This window comes from Alkalidesulfovibrio alkalitolerans DSM 16529 (genome assembly GCF_000422245.1).
In the GTDB taxonomy this organism is placed as follows: domain Bacteria; phylum Desulfobacterota; class Desulfovibrionia; order Desulfovibrionales; family Desulfovibrionaceae; genus Alkalidesulfovibrio; species Alkalidesulfovibrio alkalitolerans.
The window spans coordinates 1-24077 of the sequence record NZ_ATHI01000031.1; the positions used below are offsets into that span (position 1 = coordinate 1).

Annotated in this window: 22 protein-coding genes and 1 tRNA gene; 9 read left to right on the top strand and 14 right to left on the bottom strand. The window is 64.1% G+C overall.

The window, feature by feature from the left end; all coding sequences use genetic code 11:
* Window positions 1-58: 58 nt before the first annotated feature.
* Window positions 59-1342 (bottom strand): citrate synthase, encoded by a 1284-nt coding sequence (locus DSAT_RS12610; RefSeq protein ID WP_020887914.1) that lies wholly within the window; start codon window positions 1340-1342, stop codon window positions 59-61.
* Window positions 1343-1574: 232 nt separating this feature from the next.
* Here DSAT_RS12610 and DSAT_RS12615 point away from each other — a divergent pair, with 232 nt between their 5' ends.
* Together DSAT_RS12615 and DSAT_RS12620 are read left to right on the top strand one after the other, a co-directional pair.
* Entirely contained in the window at window positions 1575-3365 is a 1791-nt protein-coding gene (locus DSAT_RS12615; RefSeq protein WP_020887915.1) for a sigma-54-dependent Fis family transcriptional regulator, read from the top strand.
* Between the two features lie 201 nt (window positions 3366-3566).
* Window positions 3567-3896 carry a thioredoxin family protein gene (locus tag DSAT_RS12620; protein ID WP_020887916.1) on the top strand — a complete coding sequence of 110 codons (330 nt, stop codon included), beginning with the start codon at window positions 3567-3569 and terminating at the stop codon, window positions 3894-3896.
* Between the two features lie 536 nt (window positions 3897-4432).
* Here DSAT_RS12620 and DSAT_RS12625 read toward each other — a convergent pair.
* The 3 genes from DSAT_RS12625 to DSAT_RS12635 all read right to left on the bottom strand — a co-directional run bounded on the left by DSAT_RS12625 (window position 4433) and on the right by DSAT_RS12635 (window position 6423).
* A complete protein-coding gene (locus DSAT_RS12625) occupies window positions 4433-4876 on the bottom strand; it encodes a hypothetical protein (protein WP_020887917.1) in 444 nt (147 codons plus the stop codon).
* A 34-nt stretch (window positions 4877-4910) separates the two neighbouring features.
* The gene (locus tag DSAT_RS12630; RefSeq protein ID WP_020887918.1) at window positions 4911-5681 is read right to left on the bottom strand and encodes a YkgJ family cysteine cluster protein; all 771 of its coding nucleotides are present in this window, start codon (window positions 5679-5681) and stop codon (window positions 4911-4913) included.
* 64 nt (window positions 5682-5745) lie between these two features.
* Window positions 5746-6423, bottom strand: a complete 678-nt coding sequence (locus DSAT_RS12635) for a Crp/Fnr family transcriptional regulator (RefSeq protein ID WP_020887919.1) — start codon at window positions 6421-6423, stop codon at window positions 5746-5748.
* A gap of 124 nt (window positions 6424-6547) precedes the next feature.
* Here DSAT_RS12635 and hcp point away from each other — a divergent pair, with 124 nt between their 5' ends.
* The 3 genes from hcp to DSAT_RS12650 all read left to right on the top strand — a co-directional run bounded on the left by hcp (window position 6548) and on the right by DSAT_RS12650 (window position 9759).
* Window positions 6548-8185, top strand: a complete 1638-nt coding sequence (gene hcp, locus DSAT_RS12640; protein ID WP_020887920.1) for a hydroxylamine reductase — start codon at window positions 6548-6550, stop codon at window positions 8183-8185.
* A 391-nt stretch (window positions 8186-8576) separates the two neighbouring features.
* Window positions 8577-9377, top strand: coding sequence for an ATP-binding protein (locus tag DSAT_RS12645; RefSeq protein WP_020887921.1), 801 nt, complete (start codon window positions 8577-8579; stop codon window positions 9375-9377).
* Window positions 9378-9567: 190 nt separating this feature from the next.
* Window positions 9568-9759, top strand: a complete 192-nt coding sequence (locus tag DSAT_RS12650) for a ferredoxin (RefSeq protein ID WP_020887922.1) — start codon at window positions 9568-9570, stop codon at window positions 9757-9759.
* A gap of 206 nt (window positions 9760-9965) precedes the next feature.
* Here DSAT_RS12650 and DSAT_RS12655 read toward each other — a convergent pair whose 3' ends face one another.
* The 3 genes from DSAT_RS12655 to DSAT_RS12665 form a co-directional block, all read right to left on the bottom strand.
* Entirely contained in the window at window positions 9966-11093 is a 1128-nt protein-coding gene (locus DSAT_RS12655; protein WP_020887923.1) for a M20 family metallopeptidase, read from the bottom strand.
* A gap of 96 nt (window positions 11094-11189) precedes the next feature.
* A complete protein-coding gene (locus tag DSAT_RS12660; RefSeq protein ID WP_020887924.1) occupies window positions 11190-12395 on the bottom strand; it encodes a PQQ-dependent sugar dehydrogenase in 1206 nt (401 codons plus the stop codon).
* A complete protein-coding gene (locus DSAT_RS12665; RefSeq protein ID WP_020887925.1) occupies window positions 12392-13327 on the bottom strand; it encodes a YceI family protein in 936 nt (311 codons plus the stop codon). The genes DSAT_RS12660 and DSAT_RS12665 overlap by 4 nt, the downstream gene beginning before the upstream one ends.
* A 166-nt stretch (window positions 13328-13493) precedes the next feature.
* Between DSAT_RS12665 and pyk the strand changes: the two genes are divergently transcribed.
* Both pyk and gluQRS read left to right on the top strand, forming a co-directional pair.
* The gene (pyk, locus tag DSAT_RS12670; RefSeq protein ID WP_040371295.1) at window positions 13494-14915 is read left to right on the top strand and encodes a pyruvate kinase; all 1422 of its coding nucleotides are present in this window, start codon (window positions 13494-13496) and stop codon (window positions 14913-14915) included.
* 102 nt (window positions 14916-15017) lie between these two features.
* Window positions 15018-16001 carry a tRNA glutamyl-Q(34) synthetase GluQRS gene (gene gluQRS / locus DSAT_RS12675; protein ID WP_040371259.1) on the top strand — a complete coding sequence of 328 codons (984 nt, stop codon included), beginning with the start codon at window positions 15018-15020 and terminating at the stop codon, window positions 15999-16001.
* Window positions 16002-16177: 176 nt separating this feature from the next.
* Here the strand turns inward: gluQRS and DSAT_RS12680 are convergent, their stop codons facing one another.
* The 6 genes from DSAT_RS12680 to DSAT_RS12705 all read right to left on the bottom strand — a co-directional run bounded on the left by DSAT_RS12680 (window position 16178) and on the right by DSAT_RS12705 (window position 21596).
* Window positions 16178-17755: an ammonia-forming cytochrome c nitrite reductase subunit c552 gene (locus DSAT_RS12680; RefSeq protein WP_020887928.1), complete on the bottom strand. Its 1578-nt coding sequence runs from the start codon at window positions 17753-17755 to the stop codon at window positions 16178-16180.
* On the bottom strand, window positions 17748-18215 hold the full coding sequence (locus tag DSAT_RS12685; RefSeq protein WP_020887929.1) for a NapC/NirT family cytochrome c: 468 nt from the start codon (window positions 18213-18215) through the stop codon (window positions 17748-17750). The genes DSAT_RS12680 and DSAT_RS12685 overlap by 8 nt, the downstream gene beginning before the upstream one ends.
* Before the next feature lie 161 nt (window positions 18216-18376).
* A complete protein-coding gene (locus DSAT_RS12690) occupies window positions 18377-19219 on the bottom strand; it encodes a transposase (RefSeq protein ID WP_020887930.1) in 843 nt (280 codons plus the stop codon).
* A gap of 1 nt (window position 19220) precedes the next feature.
* On the bottom strand, window positions 19221-19883 hold the full coding sequence (locus tag DSAT_RS12695; protein WP_040371261.1) for a nitrite/sulfite reductase domain-containing protein: 663 nt from the start codon (window positions 19881-19883) through the stop codon (window positions 19221-19223).
* A 7-nt stretch (window positions 19884-19890) separates the two neighbouring features.
* On the bottom strand, window positions 19891-20208 hold the full coding sequence (locus DSAT_RS12700) for a cupin domain-containing protein (RefSeq protein WP_020887932.1): 318 nt from the start codon (window positions 20206-20208) through the stop codon (window positions 19891-19893).
* 74 nt (window positions 20209-20282) lie between these two features.
* Window positions 20283-21596 carry a 4Fe-4S binding protein gene (locus tag DSAT_RS12705; RefSeq protein ID WP_020887933.1) on the bottom strand — a complete coding sequence of 438 codons (1314 nt, stop codon included), beginning with the start codon at window positions 21594-21596 and terminating at the stop codon, window positions 20283-20285.
* A 439-nt stretch (window positions 21597-22035) separates the two neighbouring features.
* On the opposite strand from DSAT_RS12705, the gene DSAT_RS12710 reads away from it, so the two are divergent.
* Complete coding sequence (locus DSAT_RS12710) at window positions 22036-23322, top strand: L-serine ammonia-lyase, iron-sulfur-dependent, subunit alpha (protein ID WP_020887934.1); 1287 nt, start codon at window positions 22036-22038, stop codon at window positions 23320-23322.
* Window positions 23323-23342: 20 nt separating this feature from the next.
* Window positions 23343-23729, top strand: a complete 387-nt coding sequence (locus DSAT_RS12715; protein ID WP_020887935.1) for a Rid family detoxifying hydrolase — start codon at window positions 23343-23345, stop codon at window positions 23727-23729.
* Window positions 23730-23851: 122 nt separating this feature from the next.
* Here DSAT_RS12715 and DSAT_RS12720 read toward each other — a convergent pair.
* Window positions 23852-23927 (bottom strand) — tRNA-Asn (locus DSAT_RS12720).
* Window positions 23928-24077 lie beyond the last annotated feature (150 nt).

A 24077-nucleotide genomic window follows, 5' to 3' on the forward strand; every position in this document is an offset into this window, starting at 1 on the left:
AGGGTTTGGCGTTTTCGCGGCAGCGTGGCAGAAGGCGTTCTGGAACTGTCCGGTCGCCTTATCGTTCCTCGATGGGTACGTAGCGTCGTTTTGGTGGGCCCATGTAGACCTGACGCGGCCGATGGATCTTCTGGCCGGACCGTGATTCCTCGTACCAGTGGGCGATCCAGCCGGGCATGCGGCCAATGGCGAACATGACCGGGAACATGTTCACGGGAATCCCCAAGGTACGCAGGATGATGCCCGAGTAGAAGTCCACGTTGGGGTAGAGCTTGCGCTCGATGAAGAAATCGTCGGACAGGGCGGCCGCTTCCAATTCCTGGGCGATCTCGATGAGCGGGTCGCCGGTCATGTCCTGGTCGTGCAAAAGCTTGTGCGCCGCCTTCTTGAGGATCTTGGCGCGTGGGTCGAAGCTTTTGTAGACGCGGTGGCCAAAGCCCATGAGCCGCATCTCGCGACGCTTCACCTTTTCCAGGTAGTCTTTCACGGTCATGCGGCCCGCGCTGATGTTCTCCAGCATCTCGATGACCGCTGCGTTGGCCCCGCCGTGCAGGCGGCCCCACAGGGCGCAGATGCCTGCCGCGATGGAGGCGAAGAGGTTGGCCTGCGAGGAGCCGACCATGCGCACCGTGGAGCAGGAGCAGTTCTGCTCGTGGTCGGCGTGCACGATGAGCACCAGCGAGAGAGCCTTGATCTGGGCGCGCGTGGGCTCGAACTCCTTGTAGGGCACGGAGAACATCATGTGCAGAAAGTTGGAGCAGTAGCTGCGGTTGGGGTCGGGATACATGAACGGCCTGCCGAGCGATTTGCGGTAGGCGAAGGCCGAGATGGTGCGCACCTTGGAGATGATCTTGGCCACGGCCAGCCGGAACTCTTCCTCGGTCTGGATGTCGAGCAAGTCCGGGTGGTAGCTGGCGAAGGAGTTGATGACCGCCGAAAGGATGGACATGGGCTGGCCGTATGGCGGGAAGCCCTCGAAATGGTGCAGCAGGTCTTCATGCAGCAGTTCTTGCGAGGAGAGCATTTCGCGGAAGGCCGCTCGCTCGGTCTGGCTCGGCAAGTGACCGAAGATGAGCAGCATGGCCGTTTCGATGAAGGAGCTGTGCTCGGCCAGTTCCTCGATCGGATACCCGCGATAGCGCAGGATGCCGTTCTCGCCGTCCACGAAGGTGATTTCGCTCTTGCAAGAGCCGGTGTTGGCGTAACCGGGGTCGAAGGTGATGAGCCCTGTTTCCTGGCGCAGCTTGCTGATGTCCAGGGCGCGTTCGCCTTCCGAGCCTTCGATGAGGGGCAGTTCGATGGTCTTGCCGTCGATGGTAAGGATGGCCTTTTTCTGCTCCATATGTAAGAAAACCTCGTCGTGTGTCCGGATTGTTCGCCGTGTGCCAGGCCTTGTGGGACAAGGCTTCCCGATCTTGGCCCAGACGGTGCGAATCAATTTCTCTAAACGATATTCGCCTCGAAGTCCATGCAGAGAAGTTCGCTCGCCCTCGCCCCTGCTTGCGCCGCCGCGCTCCTTGGGGTAGCAGGGAAGCGGCGCGGGGCATGGGGGGCGGGCCGTAAAGAGGTTGTTCGTGGCCGAGAAGCCGGATGTCAACGCGGTACGCTGCGGCGACTCCTACCGGGAGATCGTCGAGGGGCAAAGTGAGCCTATCTGTCGTTTCGAGACGCGCGGGCTTTTTTGCTTCGTCAACCAGGCGTTCATACAAACCTTCGCCGAGGGCGAGACGCGGCCCGCCAATTTCTTCGACCTCGCTCCGGAGCAGGAACGCCTGCGCATCCGCGCCTCCCTGGCGAGCCTGAACGAGCGCTCTCCCACCGGGAGTTTCGAACACCGCGTCATCGACCGCGACGGCCGCATCCGCTGGTTCCAGTGGAACATCCGGGCATTCTTCGGCGCTGGTGGAGAGGCGCGCGCCTATCAGGCCGTGGGCCGCGACATCACCACGCGCAAGATCGCCGAAGAGGCGCTCTTGCAGGTCAGTTCGGAAAAAGAGAGCCTGCGCCTCAATCTCGAAGCGGTCTTTCAGAGCATCCCGGACGGCATCCTGACCATCGACCAGAATTTCTCGGTCGTGCGGGCGAACAAGGCGGCCGGAACGATCCTCGGCGTGGGCGCGGCCGAGCCGGGCTGCTCGCTCGCGAGCGGCGACGAGCCCTGGCGCGCGGCGCTACGCGAAGTCGTGGACCAGACCATCCGCACCCGCCAAGGGGTGCGCGAGTTTCGCATCGATTTTCGGCAGGAGGGGCTCGCTCGTGTGCTGGTCGCCAACTCCTCACCACTTTTGGACCATCACGGCGCGTTTTCCGGGACCGTTCTTGTGGTGCGCGACATTACCCGCCTGGTCGATCTGGAACGCAAACTCTCCGAACGCCACCGCCATCAGAACATCATCGGCAAGAGCCCAGGCATGCTCGCGATCTACGAGCTTCTGGAGCAGCTTGCGGCCGTGGACACCACTGTGCTGGTGCTCGGCGAATCCGGCACAGGCAAGGAACTGGTGGTGGACGCCCTGCATTTCGGCGGCCCGCGCGCCAAGGGGCCGCTGGTAAAGGTCAACTGTTCGGCGCTTTCCGAGAACCTTTTAGAGAGCGAGCTGTTCGGCCACGTCAAGGGCGCCTTCACCGGCGCGGTGCAGGATTCGGTGGGGCGTTTCCAGGCGGCCGAGGGGGGAACGATATTCCTCGACGAGATCGGTGACATATCGCCGCGCATCCAGCTCAAGCTCCTGCGCGGCCTGGAGCGCAAGGAGTTCGAGCGCGTTGGCGACAACCGCACCTACCGCGCGGACGTGCGCGTAGTCGCCGCGACCAACGTGGATCTCTTGGAGAAGGTCCGGCAGGGCCTGTTCCGAGAGGATCTGTACTACCGCCTGAAGGTGGTGGCCGTACGGCTGCCCGCGCTGCGCGACCGCAAAGAGGACATTCCGTTGCTCACGGATCACTTCCTGCGCCATTTCTGCCAAGCCTTCGGCAAGAACGTAACGGGCCTTGAAGCCGACGCTCTGGCGGTCTTCATGCGCTACGACTGGCCCGGCAACGTGCGCGAGCTCAAGCACGCCATGGAGCATGCCTGCCTGTTATGCCGGGGGGAACGCATTTCGGTGCGCGACCTGCCCTCCGAACTGATCGACTTCTCTCTCCGTGGCCGTGCCCGTCCCTTGGCCGACGGGGCGCCTGAATCCTCGGCGCAAAGTTTGTCCTCGGTTCCCCGGAACACACGGCCGCGTGATCTGACCAGGGACGAAGTGCTCGACGCGCTCTCGCGCTGCAGCGGTAACAAGGCAAAGGCGGCGCGTCTGCTCGGCATGTCCCGCCGCACGCTCTACCGCAAACTCGACGATCTGGGAATCAGTGCTTCGTAGCGCCCACATGTGCCGCAATGTGTCATGATACATGTGTCATATGTGCCAAATGTGGCTTATGGCACATTCTCCAGCGCAGGTCGGCTATTCGCCGAAATCTTTATAAACATTTGTAATAAAAGGATTTGTATTCGCCGACGGGCGTCCTTCGCGCATTGGTACGGGCCTTGCTCATTGCCTGGATGAGAGGGGGAACGTTTCATGCCCGATGTACTGAGGGGATTGGACATCGGCGCACGCTCCCTCGGACAGGCGACCCCGGTCCTGGTCGCCTGTCTGGGGAGCAAGGCGCAAGCCAAGGCGCAACTCGACGCGGTCGGCGATGTCGCCAGGCGCTTCGGTCCGAGCCTTCAGGTCTACGCCGTGGACGAAGAGGAACTGCCTGGCATGAGGGGAAGGCTGGGACTTCACGGCACGCCGACCTTCCTGCTGTTCTGGGGGGGCAGGGAGCGGGATCGCTTCGTGGGGGAAGCGGAGTCCATGGCGCTTGAGCGCTTCGTGCGCCATGCGCTCGGCAAGGACGCATCATAAGGGATTACGCGTCTGCGGCGGGGTTGTCTGCCACAGGACGCATGCCATACGCCACCAGGACGGCCGCACGTAGCATGAAGCGCCATTCGAACCGGCGCGAGGCGAAGGGATTCGGACAGGACGAACCGTTCGACGCATGATGGCGAGGGGGATGGCCGATCCTGGGGCGTAAAATTTGATCACGAGACGCGGGCCGTCGCCCATGCGCATCGGGGGGAGGCGCATGGGCGACGGCTCTGCCTTTTTGCACAGTCTGGTCTGGCGGGCGTGCCCCGCTTTTCACAGACTTTCCACATTTTTTGCTTGCGAACCTGAAAAAATGCGTTTTCCGCTGGCGTTTTCCATGGACCTGGGGTAGACAGCAAGTACCCCCTCCTGTCATGCGTCATCTGTTGGCGCATCGCAGTTCCTTCGCCCGGCCGCCCGGTCGGCCGGGCGAAGGTTTTTTTGAGGTGTTGACCAGCAAAAGGCCGGGGCCGCGCAACCGCACGGCCCCGGCCTTTTGCTGGCGGAATGGCAGGGCGGCTCTCGCCGAATTATTCGGTGATCGTCACTGTCAGGGAGGCGTAGACCTCGTCCGTGGGGCGCTTGTCCGGGCCCATGCGCCGTATTTCCACCACGGCTTCGCCCGCGTCGAGGCAGACGAAGGAATACACGAACCTGCCGCTTTGGCCCTTGCTTTTCTCGTAGCCTGAGGGGGGCAGAAAGCGGAAGCCGGCGAAGTGCATGAAGCGCGGATTGTATTCGGGCTCATCCGATACCGGGGTGTCGGCCGTGAGGATGACCGTCAGCGAGAGGTAGTCGCCCGCCGGGATGCTGATGGCGGTCGTCTCACCCTGTTCGAGGGTCAGGTTGTGGTCATCGGGCGACCACAATGGTCCGCCGCGCGAGGCGATGCCGCAGGCTGAAAGGCTCAAGGCGAGGCACGCCAGGACGGCGAGCCGCATGGCGATGTTGATGGTGTGCGGGATGCGGGGCATGGCTATTCCTCCTCGTGTGTCGTCCGGGAAGGCGTCAGTCCCGTTTGCGAAGTGTCGGACAGTCGCCGAACAGGACCAGTTCCACCCAGTCCATGGCGAAATCGAGCGCGGCCTCTTCGTCGGCGAAGACCGTTTCCTGACGGGGGGCATCGCATTCGAGTCTCGCAAACAACTTCATGTCGGCTGCGAAGCGCTGGAAATTGTCCACCTGGAAAAGCGCCATCAGAACCATGGTGGCCTTCCGCGCGTCGATGGCGTCGCCGGTTTTTTTCTGCCTGGCGAGCAACCGCACGTAGCGGTCGTTGCGCTCGTTATAGGCGATAAGCCCCTGGTCGGAGAGCCAGGCCGGGGTGTCCCATTCCTTGTCCTCGGCAAAACCCTTGCAATGCGGCTCGCGCACCAGAAAGAACTGCTCCGCTATACCGCCGTCTCCGGTCAGGCGGGAGGCGCGGCCGATGGGATAGGTGCGGCAGGCGCCGGGTCGGTTCTCGTAGACCGAGCAGCCGTTTTGGCGCACGAACGGGCAGGGGCGGCCGGGGGCGTCGAGCATGCGCAGGCGCAGCACCGGAAAGCCGGTGTCCGGCGCGGTGCCGATCTCGGCGTGGGCGGCGATGAAGTCGCGGCTGCTTTGCGACAGGCCGCGCCTGAGCCTGAGCACGTCGTAGGGCGTGAGCATCAGGGTCAGGTCGCCGCAGCAGGCGTTGAAACAGGCCACGTCCGGATGGCAGGCGAAGCGGAAACGCTCGCCCGGGCGCACCTCCGGGAGTGTGTCGAGAAAGGCCTGCGTGGCGTCGCGCTCGGTCATGGATTCTCCTTGGCCATCGGGAAAGAGCCGACATACCCGCTCGGCGGATCGAAGGCAAGGTGGGCTACAGCCGCTCCCGCCCTTCGGCCAGGGCCTGCAATCTGTCCTCGTCGTGGATCGATATCTCGTTGCCCTCCACGTCGATGTAGCCCGCCTCGGTCATCTTCTTGAGCACACGCGAGAGCGTCTCGGGGATGGTGCCCAGAAGGCTCGCCAACTGTCCTTTGGGCAGGTCCAGGCGAAGTCGCGCACGGCCCTGGTCCGCGTGCAGGAGCAGAAGATGCGCGGCTAGTCGTTCGGGCACTTCCTTCAGCGACAGCGCCTCGATGGTACGTGCGAAACCCTTGAGGCGGATGGAAAGGATGGCCAGCATGTTCAGCGCCAGATCCGGATCGCCCGCCACCAGGTCGCGAAAGGCCCTGCGCGGGATGAAAACCAGGCGCGAGTCCTCCATGGCCATGGCGCTGGCTGGGTACGCACCGCCCGCGAAGACCGGCACCTCGGCGAAAAGTTCTCCGGGTCCGAGAATGTGCAGTATCTGCTCCTTGCCCAGGGGCGAGAGTTTGAAGACCTTCACCTTGCCCTCGACGATGCCGTAAAGCCCGGCGGCCTCGTCGCCCTCGCGGATGATCTCCGCGCCGCGCTCGGCTTTTTTGGTATTGGCGATGCGGGCAAGGGACTGGGCCTGGCCATCGGGCAGGCCGTTGAAAAAGGATATGGAGCGGATGATGTCCGGTGTCATTTCGTAGCCTCTGAAATTTTTTTTGAAAGAGCAGGCTGTTTGATCTAAGTCAAGGCTTGAATGGGAGGACTTCGCCACATTGGGCTCACCAGACGGCACAAACCTACCTAACAAGGAGAAAGCCATGTTTTGCTACCAGTGTGAACAGACCGCGGCGGGAACCGGATGCACCAAGGTTGGCGTGTGCGGCAAGCAACCCGACGTCGCCGCTCTTCAGGATCTTCTCGTCTACTTCCAGAAAGGCCTGGCCCAGGTGGCCCTAGCCGCCCGCGAAAAGGGCGTTTACGACGCCTCGCTCGGCCACTTCATGGCCAGGGCCATCTTCTCCACCCTGACCAACGTCGATTTCGACGGCGCGCGCCTGATCGAACTGATCCGCGAGACGGTCTCGCGGCGCGACGCCCTGGCCGCCAAGGTCAAGGCTGCGGGCGGAAGCGTTCCCCGGGGACCGGCCACCCTCGCTCCGGCCGCCGACCAAGCGGGCATGATCGCCCAGGGCGAGGAGCACGGTATCGAGAAAGACCCCGAGCTGAACGCGGACATCAAGTCCCTTAAGCAGACCCTGATCTACGGCCTGAAAGGCGTGAGCGCCTATGCCGACCACGCCGCCATCCTCGGCCAGGAGGACGACGAGGTCTACAAGTTCCTGCAAGAGGCCCTGGCCGCCACCGAGCGCCTGGATCTGCCCCTGGACAAATGGGTCGGAATGGTCCTCGAATGCGGCCGCATCAATCTGCGCGCCATGGAACTGCTCGACGCCGGCAACACCGGCACCTACGGCCATCCCGTGCCCACCTCCGTGCCTCTTGGGGCCAAGGCGGGCAAGGCCATCGTGATCTCGGGCCACGACCTGAAGGATTTGCAGATGCTCCTGGAGCAGACTGTGGGAAAGGGCATCAACATCTACACCCACGGTGAGATGATCCCCACCCACGGCTACCCCGAACTGAAGAAGCACCCCCATTTCTTCGGCCATTTCGGCACGGCCTGGCAGAACCAGCAGAAGGAATTCGGAGAGTTCCCCGGCGCGATCCTGATGACCACCAACTGTCTGCAGCGTCCGCGCAATGAGTACATGGACAACATCTTCACCACCGGCCTGGTGGCCTGGCCGGGCGCGCAGCACATCGCCGAGAAGGCCGACGGCAGCAAGGACTTCTCGCCCGTCATCGAGAAGGCCCTGGCCATGCCCGGCTATCCGGCCGACACGGACAAGGGCTCGGTTTTGGTCGGCTTCGGCCGCAACACGGTCATGTCCGTGGCCGACAAGGTCATCGAAGCGGTCAAGGGGGGCGCGATCAAGCACTTCTTCCTCGTGGGCGGCTGCGACGGCGCCAAGCCGGGCCGAAACTACTACACCGAGTTCGTCGAGAAGGCCCCCAAAGACACCGTGATCCTGACCCTGGCTTGCGGCAAGTTCCGTTTCTTCGACAAGCAGCTCGGCGACATCGGCGGCATTCCGCGCCTGCTCGACGTGGGCCAGTGCAACGACGCCTACTCTGCCATCCAGATTGCCGTGGCCCTGTCCAAGGCTTTTGATTGCGGGGTCAACGACCTGCCTCTGTCGCTCATCCTCTCCTGGTATGAGCAAAAGGCTGTGGCCATCCTGCTGACGCTTCTGTACCTCGGCATCAAGAACATCCGCATCGGACCTTCGCTGCCGGCGTTCCTGACGCCCAACGTGCTGAACGTCCTGGTGCAGAACTACAACATCATGCCGATCACCACTCCCGACCAAGATCTGAAGGCCATCCTCGGCTAAAAGACCCTCTCCAGCCTTCCTTGCACGCGGGCGGGGCTCTCTCTTCCGAAAACGAAGAGAGAGCCCCGCCCAGAGCGTTGAAAGGGCGTCGTCTGCGGCGTTGCTTCGAGAACGCCGGACCCTCGCGTATATCATTATACGCGTCGGCCCCGGCGTTCTCTCGCGCCTTGCATCCGACACCCTTTGAATGCTCTGGGAAGTTGAAAGGGCGCCGTCTACGGCGTTGCTCTGAGAGCGCAGTGTCTTCCCACCTGTGACGCCTCGCCATGAATGAAAAAAACAGGATGAACGTGAAAAAAATCGCCGAATTGACTTGGATCAATGGTCTTTCCCGCTTGCGGGCCTAGAAGAAGGCTGTACGATGAACGAACAAGCAAGGGAGAAACAAATCATGACCATCACCAACATAGTCCGCAAGATCGTGGAAATCGACGAAGAGAAGTGCGACGGCTGCGGAGCCTGCATCCCATCCTGCGCCGAAGGCGCGTTGGCCATCGTGGATGGCAAAGCCCGCATTGTGAAGGATCTTTACTGCGACGGCCTGGGCGCGTGCCTGGGCGCGTGCCCGCGCGACGCCCTGACGATCATCGAGCGCGAGGCCGAGGAGTTCGACGAGGCCGCCGCCCATGCCCACGTCGCCCGCATGAAGGCCGAGGAAGAAGCCGCCAGGGCCAGACCCGTGACGCTTGGCTGCGGTTGTCCCGGCTCGGCCATGATCGAGATGAAGCGCGAGCCCGCGAAAAAGGCCAAACCCACGAGTCCCTGCGCCTGCTTCGGGGATTTCGGCGAGCCCGAAGAGAAGGCCGCGAAGCCTGAATCGACGCTCTCGCACTGGCCGGTCAAGATCAAGCTCGTTCCTCCGCATGCGCCCTTCCTGCGCGGCGCGGACCTGATCGTGGCCGCCGATTGCGCGCCCGTGGCCCTGGCCGGGTTCAACCCCAATGTGCTGGCGGGCAAGGTCGTCATGATCGGCTGCCCCAAATTCGACGACGCGCAGGAATACCTGGCCAAGTTCAAAGCCATCCTCACCCAGTCGGGCGTGGCCAGCGTCACCGTGCTGCGTATGGAGGTTCCCTGCTGCACCGGGCTGTCACATCTCGTGCACCGCGCAGCCGAGGAAACCGGGTCGAGGGTGCCGCTCAAGGATATTGTCATCACCAGAAATGGTGATATGGTGGAGTCCATGCTCTGAAAACGGCTTCGCCTCGGTCAGACCTGCCCGCCGAAGGGCGGGTCGAGGCTTGGCTAGCGTTTGACAGGGAAAGGTGTTTTTGTCTCACCCCTGTTGCAAAAAGGACATGAACGTGCTTTTTGCATCTGGTGGAAGAGAACCAGTGCACAACCCACGTCCGCCTTGCGGCGGCACAAAACGGAGGAAGACCATGGGCAAGAATGTCGTGATTGACGAGGACGCCTGCATTGGCTGCGAAACCTGCGTGGAACTGGCTCCGAACACCTTCGCCTTCAACGAGTCCGTGGGCAAGGCCTATGTGACCAACCCCGACGGCAACTCCGAGGACGAAATCCAGGAGGCCATCGATACCTGTCCCGCCCAGTGCATTTCCTGGGAATAAGGGGCTGACAACAAAAAAATCAGCGGCCGGGAGGGGGAACCTCTCCCGGCCGCTCAAGTTGCTGACGCACGTTGTTCCGCAGAGCGCGCAAAAACACCATCTGCGGCGTTGCCGCGAAAAATCCAGTCCCTCGCGTATTCTCTGATACGCGTCGGGCCTGGATTTTCCTAGCGCCTTGCATCTGGCGCTTTTGCGCGCTCTGCCGTTCAAGATAAATAGCGTAAAGCAAGCGCCTCATAGAAGCGCGCGGCCGTGTCGATCTGGTCCACCGGGCAGGACTCATCGGTCGAGTGACAGGCCTCGGGCTCTCCCGGACCGAAGAGCGTCACCCCCGCGCCGGGATAGGCCCTGGCCAGCACCGAGCCGTCCGTGAAATAGGTGGCCGCCGCAGGGGGATGGTCGCGGCCCGTGATCTCGCGCGCGACCTCGGCTGCCAGCCGCGCGAAGGCATTGTCCGGCTCGGTCCACACGGGCGGGTAGCCGTCTCGAAGCGTAACCTCGCAAAGCCCCTGGCAGCGATTTGAAAGCTGCGACACGACCGCGGCCCTGCCCTGGCCCGGCACGATGCGCACGTCCATCTCGATCTCGGCCAGGTCTGGCACCACGTTGACCTTGTGCCCCGCGTGCATGATGTTGACCGAGATGCTCGGCCTGCCCATGATGACATGACCCGGATGGCCGTCGAACGTCCCGCGCAACTTGAGCGCGGCCTCGCAGGCCTTGTAGAGCGCGTTTTCCCCCTTTTCGGGCATGGAGCCGTGGGCCGCGCGACCTTTCGCTTCCCCTGTCACCCAGAGCACGCCCTTGTGACCGAGCAGCAGGTCGCAACCCGTGGGCTCGCAGACGACCACGGCCTTGGCCCCCCCCAGCACTCCGGGCAAATTCTCTAGATATTTTGCACCTTCCAGGCCGTTTTCTTCTCCGGCGCTCAAAACTACGCGAAGCCCCTTTACGAACGGACCGCGCGTGGCCGCGCGCAAGGCCGCCACGACCAGCGCGGCCACGCCCGACTTCATGTCGGCCGAACCGCGTCCCCACAGCCGCCCGTGCGCCACCTCGCCGCACAGGGGAGGCCTCGCCCAGGTGTCGGGGCCGATGGGCACGGTGTCCAGATGGCCCGAGAGGCACAGGCAGCTTTCCATGTCCGGAGCTGCCAACTCGGCCACCACGCTCACGCGGCCAGGGGCGAAGGCATGGCGGGCGACGGTGAATCCGGCCGATTCGAGAAGATTCGCGCACAGATCGGCCGCCTCCTCCTCGCGCCCGGGCGGATTGCAGGTGTCCAGGCGCACGAGGGCTTGCGCCAGTTCGAGTGGGTCGGGGATTCGGGCCATGTTCCTTCCGGGGTTGGAGTTTCGAACGACCAGAATCCTAAGTCCTCGCGGCGTATTCCTCAACCCTGGGGCGGAGGCTTTTCGTCGTGCACCGCACTATCTGTCCGCCGGGCTCAGGCGCAGGAGCATGTCGCCGCCCGTGCGGCCCGGTCCGTAGGCGTCCGTGGAGGACGTGAGCACGTACAGCGCGCCGTCCGGGCCGCCGGACACGTCGCGCAGCCGTCCGAACTTGCCTTCGAGCAGGAACTCCTGCTCCACGGGCGTCTCGCCGTCGAACTTCACGCGCACGAGTTTTTCGCCGCGCAGGCAGGCGAAGAAGAAGTCGTGCCGCCAGCCGGGAAAGAGGTCGCCCGTGAGGAACGCGGCCCCTGCCGGGGCGATGGCGGGCGTGTATTCGAGCAGCGGCGGGATCATGCCCGGCGAGGTCTGGCGATGGTGGATTACTGGCCAGCCGTAGTTGAGACCGGGCTTGATGATGTTCACCTCGTCGCCGCCACCCGGCGCGTCGTTCCAGGTCGGACCGTGCTCGGTTTGCACGATCATGCCGGTTTCGGGATGCACTGCCATGCCCTGGGAATTGCGGTTGCCGTAGGTGAATATCTCGGGCCGGGCGTTCTCCACGCCGACAAAAGGGTTGTCCTGCGGAATGGAGCCGTCGTCTTTCAATCGCAGGGTCTTGCCATTGAGGTCCATGAGGTCCTGGGCTCGCCGTCCTTCGCCGCGCTCTCCCAGGGTGACGTAGAGCATGCCGTCGCGGCCGAAGGCGATGCGGCTGCCGAAGTGCTTGCTGTTCTTGCCGCCAGGAAACCCGGGGAAGACGATCTCGGCTTGCGAAAGCCCTTTGGGGCCGAGGACGTGGCGCGAGACGCAGGTCATCTCGCCTTCTGGAGTGTCCACGGTGTAGGCGAGGTAGATCAGCGAGTTGCGCGCGAAGCCCGGATGCAGGGCGATGTCCAAAAGGCCTCCCTGGCCTGCGCGTCCACGGTAGCTGACCTCGGGAACGCCGGGCAGGGGATCGGGCAGGAGCACGCCGTTTGCAACGACGCGCAGCCGTCCTGGCCGCTCCGTGACCAGAATTCGGCCGTCGGGTAGGAAGACCATGCCCCAGGGGCTTTCGAGTCCTTCCACCACCACGTCCACACGCAGACCGCCGTTGCTCGCCTCGACGAGGGGCGTGGAGTGGTCGGCGGACAGGGCGCGCAGCCAGCCCCAGACGTCGTAAGCCTGGGCGTCGCGTGTGAACGTTGCAGGGAAGAGGCAGGCAAGGACGAACAGGCAGGAAATGAGTGTTCTTCTGGTCATGGGCGTGCCTCCGGATCGGCCACGAGTCGCACGGCAATGCCGACCTGATCGTGGACGAGATGATAGCCAAGATAACGGTATAATTTTCCCGAGCCGTAGTCCGCGCCCCACAGGGTGCGGTCCAACTCGAAACTGGCCTGGGCCGCAAGCCGGCCATCGTCGAGTCGTTCGACCGTGGCCGGGAAGGCCAAGGGCAGGCGCACGCCCCGCAGATTGAGCGTCCCCTGCACCAGGCGGTTGGCGGTGCCTGGCGTCGCGCCGGGCAGAGACTGGCCCGATGTGATCGTCATCACGGCCGTGGGGAATCTGGCTGTGGCGAAAAAGTCTTCGGAGAGGAGATGGGTCACGAGCGTTTTGTTCAACTCGGGATCGGTCAGGTCCAGGTTACTGATCGAGCCGACGTCGATGTGGATCTCGCCCAGCACGTCCGTATCGTCCAGGCGGATGCGGCCGCCGCGAATCTCAACAAGCCCGTGGTGGCGGTTGTTTTTGTTGGTTCCGGTCCATTCCAGGGTACACTGGGCCGCATCCAGCACGTAGGTCCCTGGCGCGGGCGGCAGCACGGCGATATCCACCAGCGGTTCGTTCGCGGCCTCTCCTTCCAGTGGCAGCCCCGCCGCTTCCCAGGCATCGAGCCCCCCGGCCAGAATGGCGACGTCGGCGTAGCCCAAGGCGGAGAGCCGACCGGCCGCGACCTCTGCCTCGCGCGATGCGCCCGCGCCGTACACGACCACGGGGCGGGACTTGTCCAGCACGGCTTGGCGCATCGTTTGGGGGAAGACGACTTCGTATATGCAGGCGCAGATGCTGCCGGGCAGCCGTTTTCGTGCATGCGTCTCGGGTGTCAGAACGCACACCACCGTCATGGTGGGGGACTTCTCCAGGCGAAAGGCGAGCTCACGAGGAGACAGGGTCGGTATTTTTATGGGCATGCGGGCCTCCAAAAAAGACTTCACCAGTAGCTCAAAATACCAGATGATGGCGACCGCGCAAGGGAAATCGGGCAACCGTCTCCTCGCGCGAGCCCCAGGCGATCGACAGGTGGCGGCCAAGGCCGCATGGATTCACGCAGAGCATGGAGGATGAGGGATGGACGTCATGCGGACCAGGATCGTGGCCACGCTCGGCCCGGCATCCACGGACACGAAGATCATGAAGGCCATGGCCGAGAACGGCGTGCGCATATTTCGGCTCAACTTCTCCCACGCCTCGGCGGACAAGTTCATCCCCGTGGTGCAGATGATCCGTCAGGTCGAGGACGAACTCGGCATTCCCCTGACCATCATGGGCGACCTGTGCGGCCCCAAGATCCGCATCGGCGAGGTCGAGGGATCGCCGCGCACCATCGAGAAGAGTTGCCTGGTTGAACTCGGCCTCACGGGGCGCGTGCCTTCGCCCGAGGGCTGCGTGGCCATTGGTGTGGACCTGCCGCAGGTGCTGCACGGGCTGGACGTGGGCATGCCGGTGACGCTTTCCGACGGCATGCTGCAATTCAGCGTGGAGAAAGTGCTGGAGAAGGATCGCCGCTTCCTCTTGCGGGCGCACAATTCAGGCATCCTGACCTCCAACAAGGGCATCACTTTTCCCGGCAAGTCGCATCCGCTGCCCGCGCTCACGGACAAGGACAAGGTCGACCTGCATGAAGGGCTTGCCATCGGCATCGACGCCTTTGCCATCTCCTTCGTGCAGACCCGTCAGGACGTCGAGGACGCCAAGGAGGAAATCAAGCGCCATGGTCTGTGGGCGCCCGTGGTGGCCAAGATCGAGCGCGAGAACGCCGTGCGCAACATCGAGTCCATTCTTGAAGCGGCCGACGCGGTGATGGTGGCGCGCGGCGATCTGGGGCTCGAATGTCCCCTGGCCGAGGTGCCGGTGATCCAGAAGCGGATCATCCGGGCCTGCCGCCATGCCCAGAAGGCCTGTATCGTGGCCACCCAGATGATGCTCTCCATGGTCAACAACCCCGTGCCCACCCGGGCCGAGGCCACGGACGTGGCTGGGGCGGTGATGGACGGCGCGGATTGCGTCATGCTCTCCGAGGAGACCGCCGTGGGGCGCTATCCCGTGGAGGCCACGGCCTACATCCGCGAGATCGCCAAAAACGCCGAGGAGTACTTTCTTGAGCGGGTGCAAGGGCCTTACGCCCCCAAAAAAGAGAAGAATTTGGTAAAGTACATGGCCTACAGCGCCTGCATCCTGGCCGAGACCGCGGAGAGCGCAGCCCTGGTGGCCCACACCACGAGCGGCGCCACGGCTCGTTTGCTCTCCAGCCGGCGCCCGGCGCATCCCATCTACGCCCTGACCACGAGCAAGCCGGTGCAGCGCTACCTGAACTACTTCTGGGGCGTGCGGCCAAGGCTCGCGGACATGAACGTCGAGAACCACCTGGACCGGGCGCAGTCCTTCGTGCAGAAAAGTTCGCTCTTCAAGCCCGGCGAGAACGTGATCATCACCTCGGGCCAGCCTACCCCGGGTCAGCCTCGTATCCATACCAACGAGCTCAAGGTCTACTATAAGTAGCGCCTTTTCCTGTCGGCCGCCGGGGAATCCCCGGCGGCCGACCGAACTGCCGCCGAACGCGGTTGACAGCCAAGCGCGTTCGCGTCACCTGTTCCCGAACGTATGGCCACACCGCACACCATCTTGCGCGGTCGATTCGCGCCAAGTCCCACGGGCCGCATGCACCTGGGCAACTCCTGGGCTTCACTGCTGGCCTGGCTTGCGGCCAAGAGCCGTGGCGGCTCCATGATTCTGCGCATCGAGGACATCGATCCCCAGCGCTCCCGTCCCGAGTACATCGACGGACTTCGCCGCGACCTCGAATGGCTCGGCCTGACCTGGGACGAGGGCCCGGACAAGGGGGGGCCGCACGCGCCCTATCTGCAAAGCGAGCGCACGCATCTGTACCAGCGGGCCGTGGACGCTCTCGGCGAACGCGGTCTGATCTACCCCTGTTTTTGCACCCGCAAAGAGTTGCGCTCCCTTGCCTCGGCTCCGCATGCGGGCGAGGCGGGGCCAGCCTATCCCGGCTTGTGCGCCAGGCTCTCCAGGGAAGAGTGCGCGGCCCGGCTGGCCAAGGGGCGCTCGCCCGCCTTGCGGCTGCGCTGCGCCAATGACGAAGTGACGTTCGTGGACCTTGTGCGGGGGCGGCTGTGCCTTTCGCCCGCCAGCGCCGGGGACGTGGCCGTGCGCCGCTCCGACGGCGTGTGGGCCTACCAACTCGCCGTGGTCGTGGACGACATCGCCATGGGCGTGACCCAGGTGGTGCGGGGCGAGGATCTGCTCGACTCCACTCCCTCGCAGGCCATGCTCTTTTCCCTGCTCGGCGGGCAGGTTCCCGAGTTCTGGCATGTGCCGCTGCTCGTGGATCACGAAGGCGAGCGCCTGGCCAAGCGCCATCGCTCCCTGGAGATAGCGGCTTTGCGCGAGATGGGCGTCGCACCTGGAGCGGTGATCGGCTGGCTGGCGGCCAGGGCCGGACTGTTGCAGCGCGAGCGGCCCACCATGCCCGATGAGTTGCTGTCCGGCTTTTCCACGGACCGCGTTCCGCACGGGCCGGTGGTCGTCCCCGCCGATCTGCCCGCGCGCCTTTGCGCGCTCTCCTGAGGCGGTTGAGAGGCTGTTGAAAAATCTGGTTTCGCAGACCGTTTGAAACGGCTCCAGATGCACGGCCGCACGGAAAAATTCAAGGCCCCTTGTCGCGCGAATGTGCGGCAAGGGGCCTTGGTTTTATAACCGCCGAACTTCAGGTCCGGCACGGTCCGGAGTTTGTCAGTTCTCTGCTAGTGTCCTTCCTTGGCCTCCGGGGTGCCTTCCACGCGCTTGTTCAGGTTCCAGACCAGATCGGCCTCGGGGAACTTGGGCAGGTAGCTCAGCCACTTGTGCGACTGCAAGTGCTCGGCGCTTTGCTGCAGCTTGCGGCTGTGTTCCAGGATGGGCGGCACGATCTGCTTGATGTCGCCCGCGAGCGTGGGGCCGATGCCGAACATGGTGGCCTGCATGGCGTAGTCCACGGCCTCCTGGCTGTAGCGGCGCGAGTTGGCCAGGGCTTCCAGGGCCTTGGCCGGGTTGTGGAAGCCCACACTGTTCTCAGCCGAGACCATGTCCCACAGCCACTGGCCCTTGCGGCAGCGCTCACGCGCCTGGGCCATCAGAGCGTCGAAGTCGGCGGCCTTCTCGCCCTGCCATTCGCTGGCCTGGCGGATGGCCTCGTGCGCCTTCACGGAAACCTCTTGAGCCAGGATGAGCTGGTCGAAGACCCGGCGCTGCGTGGTCACGACGCGATCCTTCAGGTACTCGGGAGACTTGTCCGTGTGGCAGGTGCGGCAGGCCGCGGCGATGCCCTCGGGCGACTTGAGCGGCGATGTCCAGTGGTGATTGGATATCTTCTTCTTGCCGTCCAGCCGGGTGTAGGACATGTGGCAGTCGGCGCAGGACACGCCGGCCGCGCCATGCGTGCCGTCGATGAACATCTCGTATTCGGGGTGTTGGGCCTTGAGCATGGGCGTCTTGGACACGGCGTGCGTCCAGTCCGCGAACCAGCCCTCCATGCCCGGCGCGGTCACGGAGCCAAAGTCCTTGTAATATTCGTACATTTCTTCGAAGTCGAAACCGCGCGTCCAGGGGAAGACAGGTTTGGCCGCGGGGCCGTGCTTGGGATCGGTGAAGTAGTATTCCACGTGGCACTGGGCGCAGACCAGCGAACGCATCTCGTTGCGCGAGAGGGTCTTGGGATCCTTGCCCTCCTTGGCCAGGTAATCGTTCAGCGGCACCGAGGTGATGCGCAGATCCATGGTCTTGGGGTCGTGGCAGTTGGCGCAGCCGATGCTGTGGTCCTTCAAGTCCAACTCGGTACGGAAGCCGTGGAACTCCATGGCCCAGAAGTCGTCGCCGTACTTCCCGACCCATTCGACCATCTTGGGGGTCTTGCAGTTGTAGCAGGTGGAAGGCAGGCCCGCCTTGTCCGAGTAGCGGTTGATGCGGTCGATCTCCAGGACGTCCGTCAGTGCGTAGGTGTGGCCGCGCGTTTCGTTGTATTCGTAGCTGAAGGGATAGCCCATCCACAGATTTTTCAGGTAGGGCTGGGCGTGCTTGTAGCCCTTGGGAAGCTGATTGACGTCGTCGTTTTTTCGGAAGGGAACCGAGCCCTTGTACTCGGTCATGATCGTGTCTTCGTCGTTGCGCAGGTACGTCTTGTACTGCAACGGGAAGGGCTTCTCGAAAGGTTTGTTGGTGACCGTTGTTTCGGGCAGATCGGTCTTGTAGCTCGGCGCCTTGGGCTCGGGGATCTCCGCGCAGCCGAAGAACAAGGCCGCGAGGGCGCACAAGGCGGCGGTCAGAAGACAGTTTTTCCTACTCATTGGCGGCGCTCCTCTTGGAAATGGGGAGTTTGTTCATATGGGGCACGCTGCGGTGGCAGTCGGTGCAATAAGGCTTCACGTCCATGGCCACGTTGAGGACCGTGATGTCGTGACAACGCTTACAGTTGTCGTTGACCACTTCCTTGGTGTCCAACCCGGCGTGGATGACGTCGGGCACGGTGCCGAATGCGGTCACGTAAGAATCGTGCGCGCCGCTCTTGGCCTTGAAGACGTAGCGTTCGACGCCCGAGGCGGGGATGTGGCATTCGTTGCAGGCCTGCTTGGCATGACCCGACATCTGGTGGGTACGCACGTATTCGTACATGGTGTGGCAGTTGCCGCAGAACTGCGCCTGATCCGTGGACTTCATGGAAAACGCGAACCCGCCGTACAGCACGACGCCGAGGAGCAGCCCGAGCACGACGATCTTGAGGCCGGTCTTCGAACGGTTTTCCGTCATGGCCGCACCTCCGGGGGTGGGGAGACGATAGGGGGAATGCGCATGCCTCTACCTCCTTGTCCAGCTTCCTGATTGCCAAGCCGCGTGATCCGCCTCGAATCACGCGTTTTTCCACACATATGGAACGCTACTGGAATCTTACCGGCCGGGGTAGAAAAAAATCAGTCGATACGTTTTGGCACCAGGGAACACAGCGCCTCGGCCAGAAGCGGATACAGCGGCGTGTCGCGGTGATTGAACCGGAATTCGATCTCCTTGAGGTAAGCGAACGAGTTCTCGGGCGAAAGACAGTGATACTGACTGAACCAGGCCTCGGCGAAGGCCATGAAGTCTGTGGCGTCCAGGCGCAGGGGGTCGCGGGTGAATTTCGCCTGGAAGAGGGTCCGCGCGGTGCGGCAGCAGCAGAAGATCAGGGCGTCGAATTCCTGGAAGGTCTCCGTGTAGACTAGGCTGCGCCAGGTTTTGAGCCTGAGTGGCATGGCGAAGACGCCTTGGGCGTTGAGCTTGTTGAAAAGACTCAGGCGCACGCCCCGCTCGTTTTCGCGGATGCCCATGACGGGCGAGGCGCAAGTCAGGCATAGGGGACGGTCCTCGTCCTCATTTTCGATTTCGGGGCAGAAGCGAACCGGCTCGCCCTTGCCGTCGAGAAGAGCGTGGCCGTCGCCGGAGGTGGCGGCGATGGCCAGCCGGATGGTGGCGTAGGCCTTGAAGACTGTGGCATAGGTCAGGGCGAGGCGGGATGCGGCCTCGTGCGGCGGCAGGCCGCCGATGAAATAGTGCAGGATGGCGTGCCAGTATTCCGGGGGCAGGCTGCCCCGGTTGATGAAGCGGCGCGAGAAGCGATGGAAGGTGTAGCCGCACTGCGGACAGCGCAAACGGCCGCTTTTCAGGACGTAGGCGTCCTCGCGGCCGCAACGCGGACACCCGGTGCCGCGGCACAGGGTGGAGAAATAGTCGCTGGCCGCCTGCGTGGTATGCAGGGGAGGCACGGCGTTTTGGAGCATATCATGTCCGCAGGCCCAGTTTCGCGCGCAGGACTTCGATGCCCTCGCGCTCGACGAAGCGGGCCGTTCGTGTTTTGGCAGGCGCTGATTCAAGATACATATGCAGAATGCGGCGCGAGAGGTCAAGCGAGTCGTCATCCGAAAGGCCGGAAGCAAGCACGTCGGCGGTGCGCGGCGCGATGCCCGCATTGCCTCCGAAAGCCAGCGTCCAGCCGTTCGTGCGGCCGATCAGCCCCAGGTCGCGGACCATGCTCTCGGCGCAGCAGCGGGGGCAGCCCGAGACGCCGATCTTGACCTTGGCGGGAAAGGACAAGTCCGAAAGGTGCGCTTGCAGACGTCGCGCGATGGAGATGGTGTCGCGCAGACCGTTTTTGCAGCCCGCGCTGCCGGGGCAGGCATGCACCGAGAGGGAGCGGGGCGGGGCCACGACGCCAAGCGCCTCGCGCGCGGCCTGGGCCTGCTCCTCGCCAAGGCCCAGGAACAGGAAGCGTTGATCCGCCGTGAGCTTGGCTTCCCCGAGGTCCAGGGTGCGCATGGTCCTCGCCAGGCGCTCGACCTCTTCAAGAGTGATGAAGCCAAGCGTGTCCTTGGGCTTGAAGGCCACGGACCCCATGGCCCGTGGCCTCGCGCCCTGATCGTCGCGATGCGGGTTTTCGTCGCGCATGTCCGGCCTACAGCGTCGGCGCGATGGTCACCACCACGCGCATGCGGGTAGTGGCCCGGATGCCGTGGGGCTCGGCGATGTCCGCGATAAGCACGTCGCCCGTCTTGGCCGGGATGGCCGCGTTGTCCGCGCCCAGGAACTCGCCCTCGCCCTCGACGACCAGGATGGAGAGCTGGCCTTCCACGTCGTGGTTGTGCACGGGCAGTTCCTGGCCCGGCTCGAAGTTGAAGTTCAGGATGCGGAAGTAGGGGGAATCGTGGACCAGGAGCTTGCCGAAGCCCTTGTCCTTGAAAACGCCTTGCTCGAACAGATTGATGGTCTTCATGGTGGTCCTCCGTGTTTTCGTTTCGAGTACACCTAGACGATAGCACCCTGCGGGGAGGTGTCCATTGACCTGGGTCAAATTCTGGCGACTCCGAGAAAAACAGCGTGCAGCGAGACGACCATGACCAGGAACGCGGACCTCGCCGCCTGCCGTGAGAGGCCTGGAAAGAAGTAGCCCGTATGGGAGTGGGGGCAGGCGGGCAGGCAATCGCCGCACAGGGTGCAGGACAGGCCCGGCCGTCCGGCCGCGAGGTCGCGCATTGTCAGCGCGCCGTAGCGGCAGGCGTGCGAGCAGACCCCGCATTGCGTGCAGCCCTTGTCGATGCGCAGCCGCCAGGGCGAGAGGCGGCCGAGCAGATTGCCCACGAGCCCCATGGGACAATACGTGGCGCAGTGGACCATGTAGCCCCGGCGGCGCGAGGCCGCGAGCATGATCCCGACCCCGGCCAGTCCGAAGGCCGCGGCCGCGAGCACTGCCGTGCCGGGAGAGACGCCAAGGGCGCGAAGCGAGAGCGCCGCGCCCACGGTCAGGGCCAGGGCTGCCCCCCGGCCGTACCATAGGAGCTTGCCAGGGGAGCTTTCGGGCGGGCGGCGCGACAGGCGCGAGGCTTGGTCGTCCCAGGCGCCGATGTAGCACAGCCATGAGCACCAGGCCGGGCCCACGAGCAGGACCGAGACCGCGAAGAGGATGGGCATGAAGAAACCCTCGCCCCTAAAAAGCGGCCCGCCCACGATGAGCGCGGGCACGGGCAGGTGAAGGCGGCCGGTCATGAGCATCTCCTGGATTCCGGAGAGTCCCAGGGCGAGTTGGGCGAAGAACACGGCCGAGAAGAAGGCCCAGAGCATGGGGCGCAGGCGGCGGGCGTTCTTTGGGTCGCCGAGCGCGCCTGCGGCCCAGGCCGCGTACAGGGCGAGGAGGAAGATTTCGAGCCAGCCCGAGCCGGGCCAGAAGCGGTTGGCGAGCAGCACGGGCAGCGGCGATTTGGCGCGGGCTATGCCCAGCAGGGCGGCCGTGAGGATGAAGGCGGCCGCCTGGGGCGAGGCGCGCTCGGGGCTTTTGTCGAACCAGTCGCGCAGGCGGCGTGCCGCCAAAAGGAGCGTCAGGCCGAGCGCGGCCAGGGCCATCACGCCGCCCATGATGTACAAAAGCCGTTCCCATGGCATCCCGGCCATGATGCGAAAGGCCAGCAGGTTCTTTGTGGTCTGGGCCCAGAGCACAAGCCCCCAGGCCAGGGCCGCGGCCAGGACCGGCCGCGCGAAGGAGCGGCGCGAAAAGGCCAGGGCGACGAGCAGCACGAAGGCGGCCGTAAGCCCCCATTCGCCCCGGCGCAGGGCATGGGCAGCCAGGAGCAGCAGCGAGAGCAGCACCGGAAGAAGCCGTGCGATCATGAAAAGCCTCCTGGCGGGGACAATTGCACGGCTTGGGAGCACGGTCCTTGATCTAGGTCAAGGACCATGTTTTGTCATGTGACGCGTTTTGGTCGGCGGTTTTTCGTTTCCCTGCCGCCGCCCGGGGGTGTATTACCCGGAGCAGAAAATATGCAATATTTTCGCGCGCCGGGTTATCAGTACGGCCCGCCAAAGGCGGGTCAAAGCGGCGAAGCCGCAGGAGCGCAAAGTAAAAAACTTTGCGCTGAGATTGTTGACAAACCCCTTTTCCCAGGCTGTTCAAAAAGGCCCAGGTGCAAGGCGCAAGAAAAACTCAAGGCCGACGCGTATTTGCAATACGCGAGGATTTGAGATTTTCGCGGCAACGCAGCAAATGGGACTTTTTCAACAGTCTGGCGCTCCGAGTAATGGGAGCGAGGCGGCACGCAAGGAGCGGATCATGGACCTGCACGTCTTTTTCGAACACGAAGTCACGCCCGCGTTGGGCTGCACCGAGCCGGGCGCGGTGGCCTACGCCGCCGCCGTCGCGGCCTCGCGCCTCGAAGGCGCGCCGCGCCACATTCATCTTAGGCTCTCGCAGAACATCTGCAAGAACGGGCAAAGCGTAGGCATTCCGGGGGCTGGCGGACTCACGGGCAACATGCTCGCGGCCGCCCTTGGCGCGCTTGGCGGCAAGCCCGAGCAAGGGCTTTCCGCCCTGACGGGCCTTGATGAGGGCGTGATCCGGGAAGCCGCGTCGATGGTGCGCGAGGAGAAGGTCACCCAGGAAGTGGTGCCCGAGGTGCCCAGCGTCTACGTCGAGGTGGAACTGCTCGGGCGCGGGGAGAGCGTGACCGCGGTGGTGGCCCACCGTCACGACAACCTCGTGGAGATTCGTCAGGGCCGGAAGGTGGTCTTTAGTTCGGGGGAAGGCGAGGTCGGAGCGGCCATTCCCGCTTATCTGCGCGATCTGGGCCGCATGAATTTCGCCGAGATGTGGGAGGCCGCCGAGAGTATCGACGCGGCCTTGCGCAAGAGCATGCTCGACGGCGCGACCATGAACATGGCCGTGGCACGCGAGGGGCTCGCCAAGCCGTGGGGGCTTGGCGTCGGACATCACCTTTCGCGGGTTTACGGCGACGAAAGCTTGGTCCTGAGCGTCAAGGCCCATGCGGCGGCGGCCGCGGACGTGCGTATGGCGGGCGGCGAGATGCCGGTCATGAGCAGCGCGGGCAGCGGCAACCACGGACTCACGGCGATCGTCCCCCCTGTGGTGGCGGCTCGCGCCTGGGGAAAGAGCGACGACGAGTTGGCCGAAGCCCTGGCGCTTTCCCACCTTGTGACCGGGGCAGTGAAGGTCAAGACCGGCAGGCTGACGCCGGTATGCGGCTGCGCCGTGGCCGCTGGATCGGGCGCGGCCGCCGCGCTGACCCGGCTCGCTGGCGGCGATGCCCGGCAGAGCGAGAGTGCTGTGGCGTATGTCCTGGCCGCGCTCATGGGCATGGTCTGCGACGGGGCCAAATTTGCCTGCAGTCTCAAGGTCGCCACGGCCTCGGCCGAGGCCTTCGACGCGGCCATGCTGGCCGTGCACGGCGCGCCGCTTCGCACCCGAGAAGGGCTCGTGGGGCCGGATTTCCTGGACAACGCGCGCGCCGTGGGCGAATTGTGCGGCATGGGGTTTGCGGCCGTGGATGGCGTGATCATGCGCATTCTGGGTGGAACATCTGGCCCTCTGGCCGAAAAATGACTTGAAAGGAGAGGAGCATCATGTCCAAGGCATTGACCTTCGTGCACACGGAAAAGGCCCCGGCCGCGGTCGGACCATACTCCCAGGCCGTTCAGGCGGGCGGTTTCGTCTTCGTCAGCGGCCAGCTCGGCCTCGATCCGGCCTCCATGACCCTGCGTGAGGGCTTCGAGGCCCAGGCGCGTCAGGCCCTGGCCAACATCGGAGCCATTTTGGCCCAGGCCGGGTGCGCGGTCACGGATATCGCCGCCGTGGACGTTTTCTTGCTCGACATGGGCCAGTTCAAGGTTTTCAACGGGATCTACGCGGAGTTCATGGGCGCGCACAAGCCCGCCCGTGCGGCCATTCAGGTGGCGGGGCTGCCGCTCGGCGGCCTGGTGGAGATCAAATGCGTGGCGGTGAAGGCCTGACGTTTTGCCGAGTCGGACGCAAATCGGTCGCATGGTGCGACCGAGACAGGTCGGAAGTGGTAGATTTTGTTGGCCACGAAAAAGGCCGGTGCGGGTTTGATCCGCGCCGGCCATTGATTTCGTGGCTCCCCGGGGGTGACTCGAACACCCAACCTAATGATTAACAGTCATCCGCTCTGCCGATTGAGCTACCGGGGATCGCTCCGCGTACGCGGGAGCAAGCCTTTACCCAAATTATCGCCGCCCCGTCAAGTGCGCGGGGCGGATTTTTTTGAATCGCGCCCAGGTGCGTGCTCCGTATTGACTGCCCGTCCAAATGCGCATACCGATTGCGGGTTCACCGACACC